Genomic DNA, 17,486 nt, shown 5'->3' with positions numbered 1-17,486 from the left:
GGGCCCTGCCGGCTCAGCGGCCGACGCATTCCGGACGCTGCGGGCGGTCGAACGGGTAGCGCCTCCGGAACTCGGCGGCCGCCTCGGCCATGGTGACGAATTCGACTCCGCCGGCGGCGGCCCAGCGGTCCAGCAGACGTTCGAGCATGAGGAGGACCTGCGGCCGCCCGGATACATCGGGGTGCAGGGTGACCGGGACGACCGCGTAGTCGAGTTCGCGGTGCACCCAGTCGAACTGATCGTTCCAGAGCTGCTCGATATCGCGCGGGTTGACGAATCCGTGGGAGTTGGGGTGCGCCTTGACGAACATCATGGGTGGCAGATCGTCGACGTACCAGTTGCCACAGAACTCCACCAGGTCGATCTCGTGGCCGTGTTCCAGCGGCCGCATCCAGTCGGCGGCGGGCCCGGAGGTGTCGATGGGAGTCCACCGGTCACCGACCCGGGCGTAGAAGGGCACGAAATCGTTGTAGTTCTGGGAGTGGTCGTAGGAGAATCCGTAGTCGGCCAGGATAGCGGCGGTGTGCTCGCTGAGCTCCCACCACGGCGCCACATAACCGGCCGGAGGCCGCCCGCAGAGATCCTCGATGAGTTCCACGCACCGGGCCATCACATCGCGTTCCTGCCGGAGGGTCAGCGAGCGCGGATTCTCGTGACTGTATCCGTGCGCGCCGATCTCGTGCCCCGCCTCGACGCACATCCGGGCCTGCGCGGGAAATGTCTCGAGGGAATGCCCGGGCCAGAACCAGGTGGCGGTGATCCCGCGACGCTCCAGCAGTCGTAACAGCCGCGGAACACCGACTTCGCCCGCGAAGACGCCGCGCTGCATATCGTTGGGTGAATCCTGGCCGCCGTAGGAGCCGAGCCATCCGGCGCAGGAGTCGACATCGATACCGAGGGCGACCTGGATCTTCTTGACCGTCATGCGCAACTCCCTCTTCGGGTCGGGGGTCGGGCAACCGTCCGTTCCGGCGTCGACCATCGAGGGATCGGGTTGCGCCCCGGTCCCGCCGAATCGCGGCCTCGAGAGCCCACCCTAGACCGCACCCACCGCGATACCGCTCGACGCGACACGCCCGCCACACCCGGCGCCGCCCGAACCCGGCGGCCGGGCGGGTTCCCAAACCTGGGGCCGGCCCACCCTCCGGTCCGATATGCTCACCGCCAGAACGGCTTCCGCCGTGCGCCGGTGCTGCCGCAGGGGGTTCCCGGACGGATACACCGCGGAGGAGGGCGCCTCCGTGTCAGGGGAAGGACTACGCATGAGAATGCGCCGACTATCGGCCGGAGTCATGGCGACGATCGGAATCGGTGTGCTGGGCGGCGTGGCGGCCGTCCCGGCACAGGCCGATCCACTACCCCAGTGGGCCCCGCTGGGCACCACCCTCTACACCTTCGGCGATGCCAACTTCTGCACCGGTACCATCGCCGTCGATCTGGAGGCGGCGCCCCGGCGTCCCGGTTTCGTCCGTGCCCATGTGACACCCCAGGGCTATCAGCGCGGCCCCTGCGGTAACCATGTCATGTTCGGCTGGGTCGGCTCCGCGGGCGCCCGCCACCAGGAGGTCTACGTCCACACCGGCGCAACCCGCGGAGCCACGGTCACCGTCGACCTGTGGGTGGGCATGGGCCCCGCCAAGATCATGGCCGACACCTGGCCCATCCAGGGCCCGTTCGCCGAGTGGTACCTCTACGTTCCGTAGGCGGCCCGGTTCGACCCTCCTCGACACGAAGCTGTCCGGAATCGGTCGAGGGCCGTCGTGGCTACTGCGACGGGCGGCCGCGGGGACCCGAGCGACCTGCGATGAACCCGGAGGACATCTGGTTCAGGCCGCCAGGGCGAACAGGGTGCAGGCGGCGAGCAGAACCAGGGTGATCACCCAGACGGCGCGGGTGGTGTAGGTGTGTCGCATCGTGGTTCCTCCGGTCAGACGAAGGTGAAACGTTCGGTGTGGACGCGGCCGGCCGGTACCTCCAGCGCGGCGAGGGCGTCTTCGACCGCGGTGACCATGGGCGCGGGTCCGCAGACGAAATACTGCCGGTACCGGTACCGGCCGGGCAGGTGGCGGCGCAGCAGCGCCCTGTCGGCGAACCCGCTCTCGCCGTCCCATCCCGGTGGCGGGTGCTGGGGAACGGGGACGACGGTGAGGTCCAGTCGTTCGGTCAGGGCGGCGATCTCGTCGTCGAAGGTTTGTTCGGGCATGGTCCGGACCGCGTAGATCAGCAGGAAGGGGCGCCGATCACCGCGGTCGGCCATGGTGCGCAGGATCGCGACCATGGGGGTGATGCCGACGCCCCCGGCGATCAGGACGAATCCGGGACCCTCGTGACGGTCGGGGGTGAACACACCGTGCGGGCCGTCGAGGAACGCGCGGGTACCCGGGGCGATATCGCCGACGGCCGAGGTGAAATCGCCGAGCGCCTTGATCGTGATCCGGACGCGGCCGCCGTCCTCGGCGCTGGAGGAGAACGAGAACGGATGCGCGGTGATCGCGAAGGGCGACCGGTCGACGGTCAGCCACCCGAACTGCCCCGGCTCGAAACGCAATCCGTCGTGGCCGTCGGGGATGAGGGTCAGGCTGCGGGCCGCACCGCGTTCGGCGGTGTTCGCGGCGATACGCCACGGCCGGCGCAGCCGCCGAAGCGGTGCGACGACCCGCACCCACACCAGCAGGCCGACCAGCGCCACCGTCATCGCCAGCCACAGCCCGACTTTCCACCGGGCATCCAGGTAGTAGCCGACCAGCAGCATATGCGCCAGCGCCAGGCCGACGACGGCCACCGACAGTGCGCCGTGCAGTACCTGCCACACCTCGTACCGGATCCGGAGCCGTCGCCGCCATACCGAGGTGGCCACCACGACCAGTAGCAGCACCGTGGAGGCGACCGCGCACCGCGCCCGCCACGGCGCCTGGGCGAGGTTCAGCAACGCGACGATGTCGATACCGCCGATCTGCAGCAGAACCGGGTGGGCGAGGATGAAGGCCAGTGCCACATAGGACACCTGCCGGTGGAACTGCACCAGCGCGTCCTCGCCGAACGGTGCCGCGACGGCACGGAACCGGGCGACCAGCGCGAACTGCGCGCCGAGCATCGACATACCCACGAATCCCAGTGCCACGGAGAATTCCACCAGGAATCCCCGGCCGCCTTCGACGGGCCCGATCACGGCGAATATCAGCGGCACCACCGCCACCGCCACGTACAGCACGATCCACCCGATACCGCGAACCACCAGGGACACCACCGACCTCCGATCCGAGGAGCGTTGGGCTACGCCCGCCGGGCGCATCCCACGCTAACCGCACCCCGGGCCACCTCCCGGACCCGCGGCACGCGTGTCGCCCGGGAGCGAGTCCGCCGAACGGACGCGACCCGTCCGGCCCGCGGTGGACCCGGAGTCAGGGTGACGTGAATCGGAGAAATCGGGTCATGCGCCGTAGAAGGGCCGACCCGAGACCGGTTCCGATTCGCGTCCGTCGACACCCTTGGGCACGTCACCTTCGAGAGTGACCCGGTAGAGCACCCGGTCGTGCCCGAGATGCCCGGCGTCGCCGATGGCCAGATGCGCGGTGGCGCGGTTGTCCCAGAACGCGATACTGCCCGGCGCCCAGCGGAAGCGGACGGTGTACTCGGTCTTGGTGGCCTCGGCCCACAGCAGCTTCAGCAGCCGCTCGCTCTGGTCCGGGGTGAAGCCGCGGATCTCCCGCGCGCCGCGGGTGAATCCGGGGCTGACGAACAACGCGCGCTCCCCCGTGCGCGGGTGCACCCGGACGGCCGGATGGTAGGTGACGAGGTTGGCCTCCTTGATCTTGCGGTCACGCCGGCTGCCCTCGGCAGCGCGGGCCTGGAACTGGTGTTTGATATCCAGCGTGTCGACGAAATCACGCAGTTCCCGGGGCAGGTTCCGATAGGCGGCGACCAGATTGGTCCATGCGGTGTCGCCGCCGTAGGGCGGCAGGATATCGGCCCGCAGTATCGAAGCGGCCGGCGGATTGACCAGGGCCGTGACATCGGTGTGCCAGCTGTGGTCGTAGGAGGTCCGCTTGCGGCCGAGGTTCTGCTCGTACCGGCGGCTGTCGATCGGCAGGATCTCCGGGAATCCCTCCGGCGGGTTCTCCTCGTGCGGATGGGCCGGGGTGACCTTGCCGAACTTCCGGGCGAACGCGACCTGCTCCGCGTGCCCGATCCGCTGGTCGCGGAAGAATACGACCTTGTATTCGTCGAGTGCCCGGTGGATCTCGGCGACGGTGGTGTCGTCGAGGTCCTCGCGCAGATCGACGCCGGTGATCTCCGCGCCGATGTATCCGGCGACCGGGACGATATCCAACCCCAGGGCGGATTCGGGTACAGCCGTCATGACTTCGTCTCCTTCTGACGGTACCGAGCGCGGCCCTGATGGCCGCGCGCTGTTCTCCCGCTGCGAGTGATCAGCGGAACGCTCTCCGCGCCGACGGCATCGGAATCGACGCCACCGCGCGGGACCGCGAGTTCGTATGACGTGGGAAAACTTCCGGCTCGGCGAGAAAGGCTCTCGGCGCAGGGAATACACCGAGAAGCGGAGTGGAGAAGAGGATGAAAACAGCCCGAACCGGAGGAGAATCGGCGGAATCAGGCGCGGCGACACCAGCGCGGGCGGCGACAGTCGTTTCGCACCGCGCGGGCGGTCGTCGGGCGGTTCGGGGTCACGTACACCAGCGTGCCCCGCCCGGCCACGACAACCAACACAGTTCGGCTACAGATTCCTTGAACAGAAACTTACCTATCGCGCGGAACAATTCCGCCGGGCCTTCTCACCGGCGCGGAGAATTCGCGCCCGGAAACGGACACGCGCCACCCTGCGGCTGGCGCGCCGACCCGCAGGTGGTCCAGCGCGGCACCGCAGTCCAGCAACAGCTGCCGGCCGCCGGAGGCGGCATGTATGGAGTCTTGGTCCCCAACCGAGGGGCCACCCGGAAGGCCGGTGGCGGAGTCTCAGTCCTCGGCGACCACGATCACGCTGTCCAGCGGGGACAGGGTGATCGCGGCGTCCTTGGGCGGATTCAGGGTGACACCGTAGGCGGGTGGCCGGCCGGCATCGTGGTGGAGCCGGTACCCGATCGCCGCCTCGCCGCGCATGCGCGCCGCGTGGACCAGGGTGGCGAAGTTGATCTCCCGGCCGGCGGTGACGTAGTCCGGAGCGGGTTTAAGGTAGATCTCCGAGCCGCTGGGATCGAACAGATCGGTGAATACCGCGTGCAGATGCCGGTTCTCGGCGAGCTGCGTCAGGAGCAGGCTGATCAGTTTACTGCTCACGATGAAGTCGTCGGCCTCGGTGACCTGCGCGATCTCCCGGTTGGCGTCGTCGTTCATCTCGGTGACGATCGAATACGGATCGCCGATCCGGTCTTCGATATCCCGCAGGTGCAACAGCGTCACCAGGGTGCGGTTGTCGGCGCGGTCTTCGTCGAGCCTGTCGTCACTGAGCACGACCACATGCTGATAACTGCCCGGGTTCAGGGTTTCCAGCGAGCGCCGGCTCGTCGGTTCGCAGGCCCGGTACCCGACGATCAGGTTCGCCCGCGAACAGTCGAGAACATCGTCGGGCGGACACTGCGGGGCGGCGATATCGAGCACCGATCCGGGTGCGACGTACTCGTCGAGCAGGCCGAGAATCCGAGGTCCACGCGAGTTCCAGCCGACCAGCAGGGTGCGGTCCGGGACGGGTGCGCCCGCCTGGTCGGGGACGGCCACCAGCGCTTCGGTGACCACGGGCACCGGTTCGGCCGCCAATTCCACGAGGAGGTCGTCCTCGGCGATCAGGATGATCTGGTCGCCCGCGGCGATCACGGCGTCCATCGGGGGGTTCACCTCCACGGTCCCGTCACCGCGGCGCAACCCCACGGGACAGCTGGTGTTGTAGGCGCTCAGCGCATCCCCGTAGGTCCGCCCCGCCAGCGTGGGCTCCCTTCTCAGATAGAGCCCGTTGCCGGCGAAGTCGAGCAGATCCGTGCACACCGTCGACAGGCCCGACTGCCGATGCGACTGCACCACGATCCGCACGGTGATGTCCTCGGCGTCGATGACCAGGGTGTCCGCGTCGGTGGCCAGCCGGGCCGCGGCCACATCCTCCGACTGCCGTACCGCCGCGAGGACATGCGGCCGCCGGGCCGGCCAGGATCGGTTGTTCAGCAGAGTTCGCTGGTTCGCCGCGGCCAGTTCGGACACCACGGTGAACACCTGATCCGACCAGCCCAGGACGACCGTGTGCCCGGACTCGATCAGCGGAGCCCGTCCTTTGCGCAGTTGCGCGATCCGCTGTTCCATACCCGTGACGAGCACCACGCCGACCCAGCCGCCCTTGACGGATTCGACATCGGCGGGTGCCAGCAACACCGCCAGCACCGTGACCACCCCGATCAGCACCGCCGACGCCAGGCACAGCCAGCCGATCAACGCCGGAGTGCCCCGATCCATCGTCCGGTCGAACCAGAATCGCAGCCGGTCACGCACCCTGATCCTGGCCACCCTCACCCCACTCACAACCCACACGCACAGCCACACATCGCCCACGAACGTAACCGGCCGCGATGAATCACGCACCACCGAAACGACATCCACGACCCTCCCCTCGGGGCGCCTGACCGGCCGATGCGGCGGTGCTGCGTAGGGTGCGGGAATGAGTATCGAGTGCTCGGCTGTGGTGGCGGTCCCTCGATCCGATGTCTTCGCGTGGTTCGGGCGCCCGGGCGCGTTCGCCCGCCTGGCTCCCCCGTGGCAACCCGTATCGCTGATCGAGGAAGCCGGATCTCTCGAAGACGGCCGGGCGGTGCTCGGGCTGCCCGCGGGACTTCGCTGGATAGCGCAGCACGAACCGGACGCCTACGATCCGCCGTTCCGCTTCGCCGACCGGATCACGCGGGACGGGCCCGCGTCGCTGCCGGCGGCTTCCGCCCTGTCCTGGCGGCACGTCCACGAATTCACCGAAACCGACCCCACCCACACCCGCGTCACCGACCGGGTGCGGACCTGGGTGCCGGCGGCCGCGCTGCGGCCGATGTTCGAGTACCGGTACCGGCAGCTGGCCAACGATCTCGCCGCGCACCAGCGGGCGGCGCGATACGGTTTCGGCACCGCGACAGTGGCGGTGACGGGCTCCTCCGGGCTGATCGGATCCGCGCTGACAGCCTTTCTCACCGCCGGCGGGCACACTGTGATCCGCCTGGTACGCCACCGCCCCGGCTCGCCCGGCGAGCGACAGTGGGATCCCGGCCGTCCCGCCGGGAACCTGCTCGAAGGAGTGGATGCGGTCGTCCACCTGGCCGGCGCCTCGATCGCGGGACGATTCACCGAGGAGCACAAGCACGCCATCCGGGACAGCAGAATCGGCCCGACCCGCGCACTGGCCGAACTCGCGGCCCGCAGCGGTGTACCCGCCTTCATCTGCGCCTCCGCGATCGGGTGCTACGGATACGACCGCGGCGACGAAACCCTCACCGAACAGGCTTCCCCCGGCACCGGTTTCCTCGCCGATGTCGTCACCGACTGGGAAGCCGCGGCCGCGACCGCGGCGACCGCGACCACCCGGGTGGTGTCCGTGCGCACCGGTATCGTCCAGTCGCCGCGCGGCGGTACCCTCCGGCTGCTGCGGCCGCTGTTCTCCGCCGGACTCGGCGGGCGGATCCGAGGCGGGCGGCAGTGGATGTCGTGGATCGGCATCGACGATCTCGTCGATATCTATCACCGCGCGCTCTGGGACTCCGAGCTGCGCGGGCCGGTCAACGCCGTCTCGCCCGCGCCGGTACGCAATGCCGAGTACACGCGGGCGCTGGGACGAACGCTGCGCCGTCCGACGCCGGTTCCGGTCCCGTCGTTCGGACCGGGACTGTTACTCGGTCGCGAGGGCGCCCGCGAACTGGCCACCGCGAGCCAGCGGGTCGTACCGCGACGCCTGCTCGACGCCGGGCACCACTTCCGCGACCCCGATCTAGACTCCGCGCTCCGTCACGTACTCGGGCGGACGCCGCCGTCACTTTCCGAGGACACCTAGGCATGTGATCCAGATCACCAAAATAGGTGTCACGTTCGCCGGGCCTGCCTTGTCCCATAGGCAACTCCCACACCCGAGCCTCAGGAGCGAACGATGCACACCACCCCGACCCGCGAGATCGTTGTCCTCGGCGCCGGCTACGCCGGCCTGATCGCCACCGCCCGGCTGGCCCGCTACACCCGCCGGCTGAACACGCACATCACCCTGGTCAACCCCGCATCCCGCTTCACCGAGCGACTGCGTATGCACCAGGTCGCCGCGGGCCGGGAACTCACCGACTTCCGGATCCCGGACCTGCTCGCGGGCACCGGCGTGGAATTCCATCGGGGCTCGGCCGTCGCCATCGACGCCGCCGCCCACACCGTCGCACTCGACGACGGCGCGACTCTGCGCTACGACAAGCTGGTCTACGCCCTCGGCAGCACCACCGATACGAGCCTCGTACCCGGCGCGGCGGACCACGCCTGGACTCTCGACGACCCCCGGCGCGCACGCCTCTTCTCCCGGCGCCTGCCCGGAACGGCCGCCGCGGGAGGCACCGTCACCGTCTGCGGCGGCGGCCTCACCGGGATCGAAGCGGCCGCCGAGATCGCGGAGGCCTACCCCGGGCTCACCGTCCGGCTGATCAGCGCGACCGAACCCGGCACGATGATGGGCGAGAAGGCCCGCGCCCATCTCGGTCGCGCTCTGGACCGCCTGGGCGTGGTGCGGACGACCGGCGCGAGGGTCACCAAGGTACTGCCCGACGCCGTCCGCCTGGACTCCGGTGAACTGGTCGCCTCGGACCTGACCCTGTGGACCACGGGGGTGCGCGTCCCGCCGCTGGCCGCCGCGGCCGGGATCGCCACCGACGCGCGCGGACTCATCATCACCGACCCCACCCTGCGTTCGGTCTCGCACCCGGATATCCACGCCGTCGGGGACGCCGCCCGCGTACAGCAGGCGTGGGGCCGGCTCCACGGCACCTGTCAGAGCGGTGTGGTCACCGCCGACTACACCGCCACCGTCATCGCCCGCCTGCTGCGCGGGAAATCGGTGCGGCCCCTGCGCTTCGGCTACTTCCACCAGCCGGTGAGCCTGGGCCGCAAGGACGCGGTCATCCAGTTCACCGCGGCCGACGACACGCCGAACCGGTGGTATCTCCGGGGCAGGGCCGCGGTCTTCTACAAGGAACAGGTGAGTAGCACCCCGCCGGTGGCGGCCAGGATGAGCCGCTACGCGAAACTCCCGGTGCAGCTGTCGAAAGGTGGCCGCGCCACCCGCGAAACGGCATGATCATCGGATTCCGGGCGGGTCTGCTGTGACACCGCCGAACCCCGGCCGCGATCCGGCCTCCGACCGACAGGGGCAGTACGGTGCAGGATCCCACCACCCATCGGCCGTCCCCCGAACCGGACGAGGCGACGATCGACCCGTTCACCGAACACCGCCGCCTGCTGTTCGGCACCGCGTATCACCTGCTGGGCAGCGTCACCGACGCGGAGGACATCCTGCAGGACGCGTGGCTCCGATGGCAGGCGGCGGACCGGGCTTCGGTGGGACATCCCAAGGCCTACCTGGTACGCACGGTGACCAACCTCGCCCTCAACCAGCTCACCTCGGCCCGGGCCGTCCGCGAGACCTATATCGGCCCCTGGCTCCCCGAACCACTGCTCACCGAGCCGACCGCCGCCGAGGAGACAGAAATGGCCGATACGGTGTCGACGGCGATGCTGGTGGTCCTCGAAACCCTCAACCCTACAGAGCGGGCCGTATTCGTCCTGCGTGAGGTGTTCGGCTATTCCTGCGCCGAGATCGGCGGCTTCCTCGATCGTCCCGAGGCGACCGTCCGGCAGATCTCGCACCGCGCCCGCGCGCATGTGCAGTCCCGCCGGCCCCGCTTCGATGCCGACGAAGGCGCGCGCCGGCGGATCACCGAGAAGTTCGTGGCCGCTTGCCACGGCGGCGATCTCAACGCGCTCATGGAACTACTCGCACCGGAGGTGACGCTGTGGAACGACGGCGGCGGTATCGTCACCGCCGCACGCCGCCCGCTGCACGGTCCGGACCATGTGGCGCGCTGGCTGCTGGGGGTCATGGCGAAACCGGATTCCGCAGGGGTCCGGCTCGAACCCGCGGTCGTCAACGGTGAACTGAGCGTCGTCGGGATACTCGGCGACTACCGCCTCGGCGCGCTGACCTACGACATCCGGGACGGCCGGATCGACGCCGTCCGTTTCCAGGTCAATCCGGAGAAGCTGCGCGGTATCCGAGCCGCGGGCGAGGCCTCCTCCTGATCGAAACAGAAGTCCGGTGACCCGAACCGCGTGTGGCGTCACCACCATTCGGTTCGGCACCGCTTAAGGTCTGTCTCGATCCGCCCAACAGGGGTAGCCGAGTGGAGGGTTCGAAGAATGACGTTCGAGAAAATCACTGCCGCTGCCTTTCTGGCGATCTCGGCGGTGGCCATCACCGCGGGGACCGCCCACGCGGATCCCGCGGCAGCGGAGAATCCGGCCACGGTCACCGCGCCGGACACGGTGACCGGTGTGGATCACGGAATCGGCTACCGGGTCACCGTTCCGGCCGCCGGTGTCGTTGTGGCCACGGTCGAGAACGGCGTGTTCCGGATCGCGCGCGACGGTGCGGTGATGCTGACCTCCAGGGACGGCGCGACGGTCACCGAGGTGCCGGGGCGGTTCGTCCTCGGTGAGCGCTCCATCGCGATCGCACAGCACATCGGCGCCGACGGACGCACCCTGACGCTGACCCCCGCCCCGACCGCCGAAGATATCGCGCACCTGCAGAACATCAGTTCCTACGATCGGCTCAGGCAGCAGATCGACAAGAATCTGCCGGGCGTGGTCGGTGGTGCCATCGTGGGCGGACTCCTCGGCGCGTGCCTGCCCCTGATCTGGGGGATCAGCATCCCGGCGGGTGTGCTGATCGGCGGGACCGTCGGCGGGTACGTCATGGGCGGCCCGGAGTTCCTCGGCGCGGTACAGGCGTTCGCCGGCGGGCAGCCGTGACCGCGAGCGAGTGAGCGGCGGCGCCGGTCGCCGACACCGCGGCGGGCAGCTCACGACCGCCGGATCGCCGGGTGCCCGCCGAGGTCAGGCGGAACGAAGCGTTATCACCGTGATTTCGCTGGGCGCGAAGATCCGGAACGGAGGACCCCAGAAGCCGGAACCCCGGCTGGTGTACAGCTGCGTCCGTGTGCCGTGCCGGCTCAACCCGTGCACGGTGGGTTGATCGAGGCGGACCAGGAAGTTGAACGGCCAGATCTGCCCGCCGTGGGTGTGGCCGGCGATCTGGAGGTCCACACCGGCCGCGGCGGATTCGGCGACCTGCTTGGGTTGATGGGCGAGCATGAGCACCGGAAGCCCGGAATCGACCCCGGCCAGAGCGGCTTCGAAGTTCGCACCGTGACCGCCGAGCTTCGACGACTTCGCCGTGGCGTCGTCGACGCCCGCCACGACGAGCCGGTCGCCGCCGCGCTCGACGACGATGTGGTCGTTGTGCAGAGTCCGCCAGCCGATCGAATCCATATAGTCGAGCCAGCCCTGCGCCTCTCCCAGGTACTCGTGGTTACCGGTGACATAGACCCGCGCGAGCCCGGCCTCCATGGTGGCGAGCGGCGCCGCCTGCACCCGCCGCTGGGCCACGGTCCCGTCGGCGATATCGCCCACATGGGCGACGATATCGGGACGTAGTTCGTTCACCGCCGCGGCGACTCCGGCCGACCACGCCGTCCGGTCGATCGGGCCGAAATGGGTATCGGTGACGGCGACAACCCGGATGCCGTCCAGTCCCCGGCCGAGTCGCGGCACGGTAACGTCCACGTATTCGACCCGGGGAATTCGCATGGCCTCCCGATAGCCCCAGATCAGGAGAACCACGCTCACCAGCAGGACCACGGCGGCCACTGCGCGGGAGCGAACCGGATCGTCCACGCCCACGAGTCCGAGTACGAGCCGCGCGACGATACCGATCACCGACCACGCGAAGAGGACCCAGATGATTCCCAGCAGGGTGTCGCCGATCCGGCCCGCGCGGTCGAGATGGCGGCCGTGACCCGATACCAGTGTCGCGGGCAGCACCACCAACGAGATCGCGAAGGCCGCTGTTCCCACCGCCACCACCGGTGCCGGCCACCGGGCTCCGGATATCACCAGCGTCCACCATGGGACCACGAAGAGGATCAGCAGAACGGCGACGATGGTCATCGTGATCGCGAGTGCCCGCAGGGGTCCGCGTATCGTGCGTGATTCCGAGGGGATCGTGGTATCCGGCGGCGAAGTGCTCACCGTCTCGATCCTAATTCGATTTCCGCGCCCGGGTGCCGCGGCGGCTAGATCGTCAGCGGCGCCGATTCGGGAAATTCCACCGGCAGGCCGGTCAGCGCACGCTGGAACGCCCCGGGGCGCCAGGTGAGTTCCTCCGCCGGGACCGCGAGACGCAGTTCGGGTAGGGCGTCGAGCAGCTGGTCGATCGCCTCCTGGGCCACCAGATAGGCCACTTCCTTCGCCGGGCAGGTGTGTGCTCCGATGCTCCACGCGAGGTGGGCGCGGTTGTCGGTGTACTCCCCGGTCTCGATGGCCGGGTCGTTGTTGCACGCGGCGATGCTGATCATCACCGGCTGATGGGCGGGCAGCCAGACGCCGTCGATCAGGACCGGCTGGCGAGGGAAGGAAACCGCGTAGTTCGCCACCGGCGGGTCGGTGAACAGCACCTCGTCCACCGCGTCCCGGGTCGACAGGCTCCCGCCGATGATGCCGCCGGCGAACCGCTCGTCGGTGAGAATCAGCCGGAGCGAATTGACGATCAGGTTCTGCAGCGGTTCGATCCCCGCTCCGTAGAAGCTGAGGACGTTGTGCATCATCTCCTCGTCGTCGAGGTTCGCCGGGTCACGCACCATCCGGGTGACGATGTCCGGGCCGGGCTCGGCGCGCTTGAGACCCACCAGGTCGGCCATCGCCTGCTCCAGCATGGCACCGCCCGAACCCGCGTCCGCACCCGATCCCTCCACCATGGCGGCCATCCCCGCCGCCGCACGCTGGCCGATCTCGGCCGGACAGCCCAGAATGTCGTTGATCAGCGCGAAGGTCAGCGGGAACGCGTACTGCGCGATGAGTTCCGCCGACCCGGTGGTGCAGAAAGCGTTGATGAGCGGTGCGGCGATCTTCTCCACCCGGCTGTGGATGGAGAACAGCTCGACTCCACTCATCCCGGCCACGGTCGCCTGCCGGTACCGCGTGTGCACCGGACCGGAGTTCCGGACCGCCGACGGGCGCCATTCCAGGAGCGGGAGGACGGGGCAGTCGCGCGGGATATCCTGCTGCCAGATACGGGAATCCGCCGGGAAGTGCTCGGGGTCGTTGAGGATGCGCACCGCCGTGTGATAGCCGACGACGAGGGTCGCCGGAACGCCGGGTGCCAGCTCGACCGGCACCAACGCGCCGTATCGCTCCCGCATCTCCCGATAGAAACGGTGCGGGGCCTGGGCGATCTCCTCGGCGTAGAACGGAACCCGTGGCCCGTCGGTGCTCTGTGGTGATCCGTGAACGATCGGAAACGTGGTGGACCGAGTATCGGGCGCAGGCGAAAACAACTGTGTCACTCCAGGTGTTCGGGCGGATACGGCGCCGGAAGCGGCTCTGCCGACGCCACCGGAACGCCGGGGCGAGACTACTCGAGGACCGCGCGTAATCCGGACCAACCGCCCGGCATGAATCACTTCGTGTTCGAACTGCAATACGCGGTCCGCTATTTCGCCCGGACGGCGTCGCGCGCTTTCTGTGCCGAAGCCCGTCGGGCATCCGGCCGGTATCGTGTGCAGACAGGTGGAACACCGCCCTGGGGGTGGAGCGGCGCCGGTTCGTCACAATCGCCGGACACGGTGCGCTGCGAGCCGTCCGAGAACCAGCGTGGCAACGCATCCGGGGAGGGCACGATGACCGACAGCGGGCGCGATGGCACATCCGGCTTCTTCGGCGCCGTCGAGAACTTCCGGCGACAGCTGGGCTTCCTGGCCGCCGTCGGCCGAGCCGAATTCGGCCCACTCGGCGCCCTTCGGCACCGAGTGAACCGCGCGAAAACCGTTGCCGAGCTGGATAACGCGATCCGGATCGGCCGGAAGCTCGCCGCCGAAACCCCGGCAGACCACCCCGACTATCCCGGAACCCGATACCACCTGGCCAGGGCTCTGATTTTCCGGTTCGACCGGACCGGAGCGGCGGCCGATCTGGACGAGGCGATCCTGCTCGGACACCGGACGCTGGAGGTCCTCCCGGCCGGGATCGCCTTCCGTACCGTCGTGCTGACAGCCGTCGCGACCAGTGTGAGCATCCGATACGACAACACCGGAGACCCGGCCGATCTGGACGACGCGGTCCTGCTCCTGCGGGAAGCGGTCGCACGCACGGCCGACGGCGATCCGGACCTCGCCGGCCGGACCGAGAAACTCGGCACCGTCCTGCAGAGCCGATTCGAGCGCACCGGGCAGCTCACCGATCTCGACGAGGCGATCGCGCTCGGACACCGGTCGGTGGCCGCCACAGCGGCGGACGATCCACTGCTCAGCGTGCGCCTGATACAGCTCGCCGCGGCACACGCGGACAGGTACGCGCGAACGGAGGCGGCGGCCGATCTGGACGAGACCATCCGGCTCGGCGAACAGACCCTGTCCGCCATGCCCGCGACCCTGCCCGACAGTCTGCGAACCGAACTTCACCATCTACTCGGGCAGAGCGTACGGTCCCGCTTCGAGCGGACCGGCGACCGGGCCGACGCCGATACCGCCGTCCGGCTCGTACGCCAGGCGACAACCGGTACTCCCACCGGCGATCCGGGCCGCGCCGATTCCATGAACACCCTCCGCGAAGCGCTGCTGAGCCGGTTCCAGCGGACCGGTGAGACAGCCGATCTGGCCGAGGCGGTCGACGCGGGACGGCAGGCGGTGGCGGCGGCCCCGGCAGGCCATCCCGCGCGTGCGCGGTACCTGTTCGGCCTGGGATTCACCTTGCGGACCCATTTCGAGCGAACCGGGAACCCCGCGGATCTGGACGAGGCGATCCGGATCGGCCGGGAGGCGGTCGCGGAGACGCTCCCGGCGGATCCCGAATACCCCGACCGGGCGAGCAGCCTCGGCCGGGCGCTGGTCGACCGGTTCGACCTCGCCGGTTCCATGACGGATCTGGACGAGGCAGTCCGCATGGCCCGGCAGGCCGCCACCGCCCCCTCGGGAGACGGCGACACCCGGGCGGGCCGGTCGGCGACCCTGGGCGCGGCACTGCGGAAAAAGTTCCAGCGCACGGGAGCACGATCGGACCTGGATGAGGCCGTCACCAGCCTGCGCGCCGCGGTCGACTCCGCTCCGACCGGCTACCACACCATGAACGTCCTGCTGATGAATCTCGGAAACGCCCTGTCGGACCGATACGAGCAGACGACCGACTCGGCCGATCTGGAAGCGGCGATCGATCTGTACCGGCAGGCCGTCGTCGCGACACCCACCGGCCAGCCCGACCTGCCGGGCATGCTGAGCAACCTCGGGCGTGCCGTCCGGACCCGCTACGAACAGACGAGAACTCCGGCGGATCTCGACGAGGCCGTCGACGGGCTGCGGCAGGCCGCGAGCATCACACCCACCGACCACCCGGCACTCGCCCACCGGCTGATCGGGCTCGGGGGCGCCCTGATGATGCGGTTCTGGCGCACCGGCTCCCCGAGCGACCGGGACGAGGCCACCACTGTCTTCCTGGACGCGCAGCGATCTCCCGTGTCACCCCCGGCGGACCGGATTCTGGCCGCCCGCGCCGCCGCCGACCTGCTCGCGGACACCCGGCCGGACCGTGCGGCCGAGTTGATCGAGCACGCGATCCGGTTACTACCCGAGATCGCGCCACGACAGCTGGAACGATCCGATCAGCAGTACGCCGTCGGCCGATCGGGCGGATTCGCCGCCGACGCCGCCGGGTTGACCTTGCGGAATCCGCGGGTACCCGAGCACGACCGGGCAGATCTGGCGCTCCGTCTGCTCGAATCCGGCCGGGCCGTCCTGCTGAACCGCACGGTCCAGGTCCGCGCGGATACCAGCGAGCTCATGGACCGGCATCCGGACCTCGGCGCGGATTTCGAGCGCCTCCGCGAAGAGCTCAACCGATCCGGGACCACTCACTTTCCGGCCGGTTCCGACGGCCGGGCCCCGGATCGGCACCGACTGGCACACGAATTCGACCGGATCCTCACCCGTATCCGGACGCGACCCGGATTCGAAACCTTCGCACTGCCACCGTCGACCGCGGAACTGGTCGCGCAGGCCGGCCACGGGCCCGTGGTGGCGTTCGCCATCGGCCGGTACGGGAGCGACGCGCTCCTGCTCACCGCCGACGGGGTCGCCCACCTGCCCCTGCCCGCTCTGTCCGCGGCCGCCGTGGCCGATCGGGTCCGCGGTTTCCGCGAGGCGCTGGACACCGCCGCGCACGGCACCACCGGGTCCGCGCGGAAAGCCGCGCAACAACACGTGAGCACCACACTGGAATGGTTGTGGGACAACGCGACCGGTCCCGTCCTCGACGCGCTGGGCTTCCATCGGCCGATCGCGTCCGACCGACCCGCACCGCGGGTGTGGTGGGCGCCGGGCGGACTGCTGGGCCAACTCCCGATCCACGCGGCCGGCTATCACGCCGACCCGGCCGGGTCGGAGGCAGCGACGGTGATGGACCGCGTCGTGTCGTCCTATACGCCCACCGTCGCCGCGCTCGGATACGCGCGCCGCCGGCGCTCGTCCGCCGCAGACCCGCCGACGTCCGGTCCGGCCCTCGTCGTGGCCATGCCCACCACTCCGGGGATCGACGGGCGGTTGCACCACGTGCTCGACGAGGCCCGGCTGGTCGCCACGCATCTGCCGGGAGCCACCGTCCTCACCGAGCCAGACGAGGTGAGCGATCCCGGTGCCCCGGTGGGTCCGCGGGCCGGGCATACCCTCCCGACGACGGCCACCGTGCTGGACCTGCTGCCGGAACGCGCCGTCGTGCACTTCGCCTGTCACGGAGCCACCGATCCCGACGACCCCTCGCGCAGCCGGCTGCTGCTCCACGATCACGCCACGACACCGCTCACCGTCGCCGCACTCGCCCCGATCGAACTCGACCGGGCCCGGCTGGCGTATCTGTCGGCCTGCGATACCGCCATCGGCACCGACACCGACCTCGCGGACGAGTCGATCCATCTGACATCCGCTTTCCAGCTCGCCGGATACTCCCATGTCATCGGCACACTGTGGACAATCGACGACGATATCGCGGTCCGCATCGCCGACGACTTCTATACGGCCCTGCGTCCCACTCCCGATGCGACGACGGTCGATATCGGCCGCGCGCCCTACGCGCTGCACCGGGCCGTCCGCACGGCCCGCGACACCTTTCCGTCCACTCCCTCGCTGTGGGCCGCGCACCTCCACGCCGGAGCGTGAAAC

12 protein-coding genes are annotated in these 17,486 nt (G+C 69.5%); 6 read left to right on the top strand and 6 right to left on the bottom strand.

The annotated features are described in order from the left end of the window. Positions 1 to 13 precede the first annotated feature (13 nt). Positions 14 to 925, bottom strand: a complete 912-nt coding sequence (locus ACZ6SF_RS28955; RefSeq protein WP_466066310.1) for a polysaccharide deacetylase family protein — start codon at positions 923 to 925, stop codon at positions 14 to 16. A gap of 337 nt (positions 926 to 1,262) precedes the next feature. Here ACZ6SF_RS28955 and ACZ6SF_RS28950 point away from each other — a divergent pair, with 337 nt between their 5' ends. Beyond that, positions 1,263 to 1,703, top strand: a complete 441-nt coding sequence (locus ACZ6SF_RS28950) for a hypothetical protein (protein ID WP_466066308.1) — start codon at positions 1,263 to 1,265, stop codon at positions 1,701 to 1,703. Between the two features lie 224 nt (positions 1,704 to 1,927). Here the strand turns inward: ACZ6SF_RS28950 and ACZ6SF_RS28945 are convergent, their stop codons facing one another. The 3 genes from ACZ6SF_RS28945 to ACZ6SF_RS28935 all read right to left on the bottom strand — a co-directional run bounded on the left by ACZ6SF_RS28945 (position 1,928) and on the right by ACZ6SF_RS28935 (position 6,507). Further along, positions 1,928 to 3,244 carry a ferredoxin reductase family protein gene (locus ACZ6SF_RS28945; RefSeq protein ID WP_466066307.1) on the bottom strand — a complete coding sequence of 439 codons (1,317 nt, stop codon included), beginning with the start codon at positions 3,242 to 3,244 and terminating at the stop codon, positions 1,928 to 1,930. Between the two features lie 186 nt (positions 3,245 to 3,430). After that, complete coding sequence (locus tag ACZ6SF_RS28940) at positions 3,431 to 4,360, bottom strand: TauD/TfdA dioxygenase family protein (protein ID WP_466066305.1); 930 nt, start codon at positions 4,358 to 4,360, stop codon at positions 3,431 to 3,433. A 614-nt stretch (positions 4,361 to 4,974) separates the two neighbouring features. After that, positions 4,975 to 6,507: a CASTOR/POLLUX-related putative ion channel gene (locus ACZ6SF_RS28935; RefSeq protein ID WP_466066303.1), complete on the bottom strand. Its 1,533-nt coding sequence runs from the start codon at positions 6,505 to 6,507 to the stop codon at positions 4,975 to 4,977. Between the two features lie 151 nt (positions 6,508 to 6,658). On the opposite strand from ACZ6SF_RS28935, the gene ACZ6SF_RS28930 reads away from it, so the two are divergent. The 4 genes from ACZ6SF_RS28930 (at position 6,659) to ACZ6SF_RS28915 (ending at position 11,037) form a co-directional block, all read left to right on the top strand. After that, entirely contained in the window at positions 6,659 to 8,029 is a 1,371-nt protein-coding gene (locus ACZ6SF_RS28930; protein ID WP_466066302.1) for a TIGR01777 family oxidoreductase, read from the top strand. A 93-nt stretch (positions 8,030 to 8,122) separates the two neighbouring features. After that, positions 8,123 to 9,304 (top strand): NAD(P)/FAD-dependent oxidoreductase, encoded by a 1,182-nt coding sequence (locus ACZ6SF_RS28925; RefSeq protein WP_466066300.1) that lies wholly within the window; start codon positions 8,123 to 8,125, stop codon positions 9,302 to 9,304. A gap of 80 nt (positions 9,305 to 9,384) precedes the next feature. Then, the gene (locus ACZ6SF_RS28920) at positions 9,385 to 10,305 is read left to right on the top strand and encodes an RNA polymerase sigma-70 factor (protein ID WP_466066298.1); all 921 of its coding nucleotides are present in this window, start codon (positions 9,385 to 9,387) and stop codon (positions 10,303 to 10,305) included. 117 nt (positions 10,306 to 10,422) lie between these two features. Next, entirely contained in the window at positions 10,423 to 11,037 is a 615-nt protein-coding gene (locus ACZ6SF_RS28915) for a DUF8020 domain-containing protein (protein ID WP_466066296.1), read from the top strand. A gap of 84 nt (positions 11,038 to 11,121) precedes the next feature. Here ACZ6SF_RS28915 and ACZ6SF_RS28910 read toward each other — a convergent pair whose 3' ends face one another. Further along, positions 11,122 to 12,315 (bottom strand): metallophosphoesterase, encoded by a 1,194-nt coding sequence (locus ACZ6SF_RS28910; protein ID WP_466066294.1) that lies wholly within the window; start codon positions 12,313 to 12,315, stop codon positions 11,122 to 11,124. A gap of 44 nt (positions 12,316 to 12,359) precedes the next feature. Beyond that, positions 12,360 to 13,484 (bottom strand): cytochrome P450 family protein, encoded by a 1,125-nt coding sequence (locus tag ACZ6SF_RS28905; protein ID WP_466066292.1) that lies wholly within the window; start codon positions 13,482 to 13,484, stop codon positions 12,360 to 12,362. A 477-nt stretch (positions 13,485 to 13,961) separates the two neighbouring features. Between ACZ6SF_RS28905 and ACZ6SF_RS28900 the strand changes: the two genes are divergently transcribed. Next, a complete protein-coding gene (locus tag ACZ6SF_RS28900) occupies positions 13,962 to 17,483 on the top strand; it encodes a CHAT domain-containing protein (protein WP_466066291.1) in 3,522 nt (1,173 codons plus the stop codon). Positions 17,484 to 17,486 lie beyond the last annotated feature (3 nt).

The sequence above is a fragment of the Nocardia sp. NPDC049935 genome, from assembly GCF_055586645.1.
The sequence above is the reverse complement of the archived record's forward strand: the minus strand, read 5'-3'. Positions and strand labels throughout refer to the sequence as shown.

Coding starts and splice junctions, on each gene's coding strand:
- ACZ6SF_RS28955 (WP_466066310.1), bottom strand. CDS start 925: ATGACGGTCAAGAAGATCCAGGTCGCCCTCGGTATCGATGTCGACTCC.
- ACZ6SF_RS28950 (WP_466066308.1), top strand. CDS start 1,263: ATGAGAATGCGCCGACTATCGGCCGGAGTCATGGCGACGATCGGAATC.
- ACZ6SF_RS28940 (WP_466066305.1), bottom strand. CDS start 4,360: ATGACGGCTGTACCCGAATCCGCCCTGGGGTTGGATATCGTCCCGGTC.
- ACZ6SF_RS28930 (WP_466066302.1), top strand. CDS start 6,659: ATGAGTATCGAGTGCTCGGCTGTGGTGGCGGTCCCTCGATCCGATGTC.
- ACZ6SF_RS28925 (WP_466066300.1), top strand. CDS start 8,123: ATGCACACCACCCCGACCCGCGAGATCGTTGTCCTCGGCGCCGGCTAC.
- ACZ6SF_RS28915 (WP_466066296.1), top strand. CDS start 10,423: ATGACGTTCGAGAAAATCACTGCCGCTGCCTTTCTGGCGATCTCGGCG.
- ACZ6SF_RS28905 (WP_466066292.1), bottom strand. CDS start 13,484: ATGCGGGAGCGATACGGCGCGTTGGTGCCGGTCGAGCTGGCACCCGGC.
- ACZ6SF_RS28900 (WP_466066291.1), top strand. CDS start 13,962: ATGACCGACAGCGGGCGCGATGGCACATCCGGCTTCTTCGGCGCCGTC.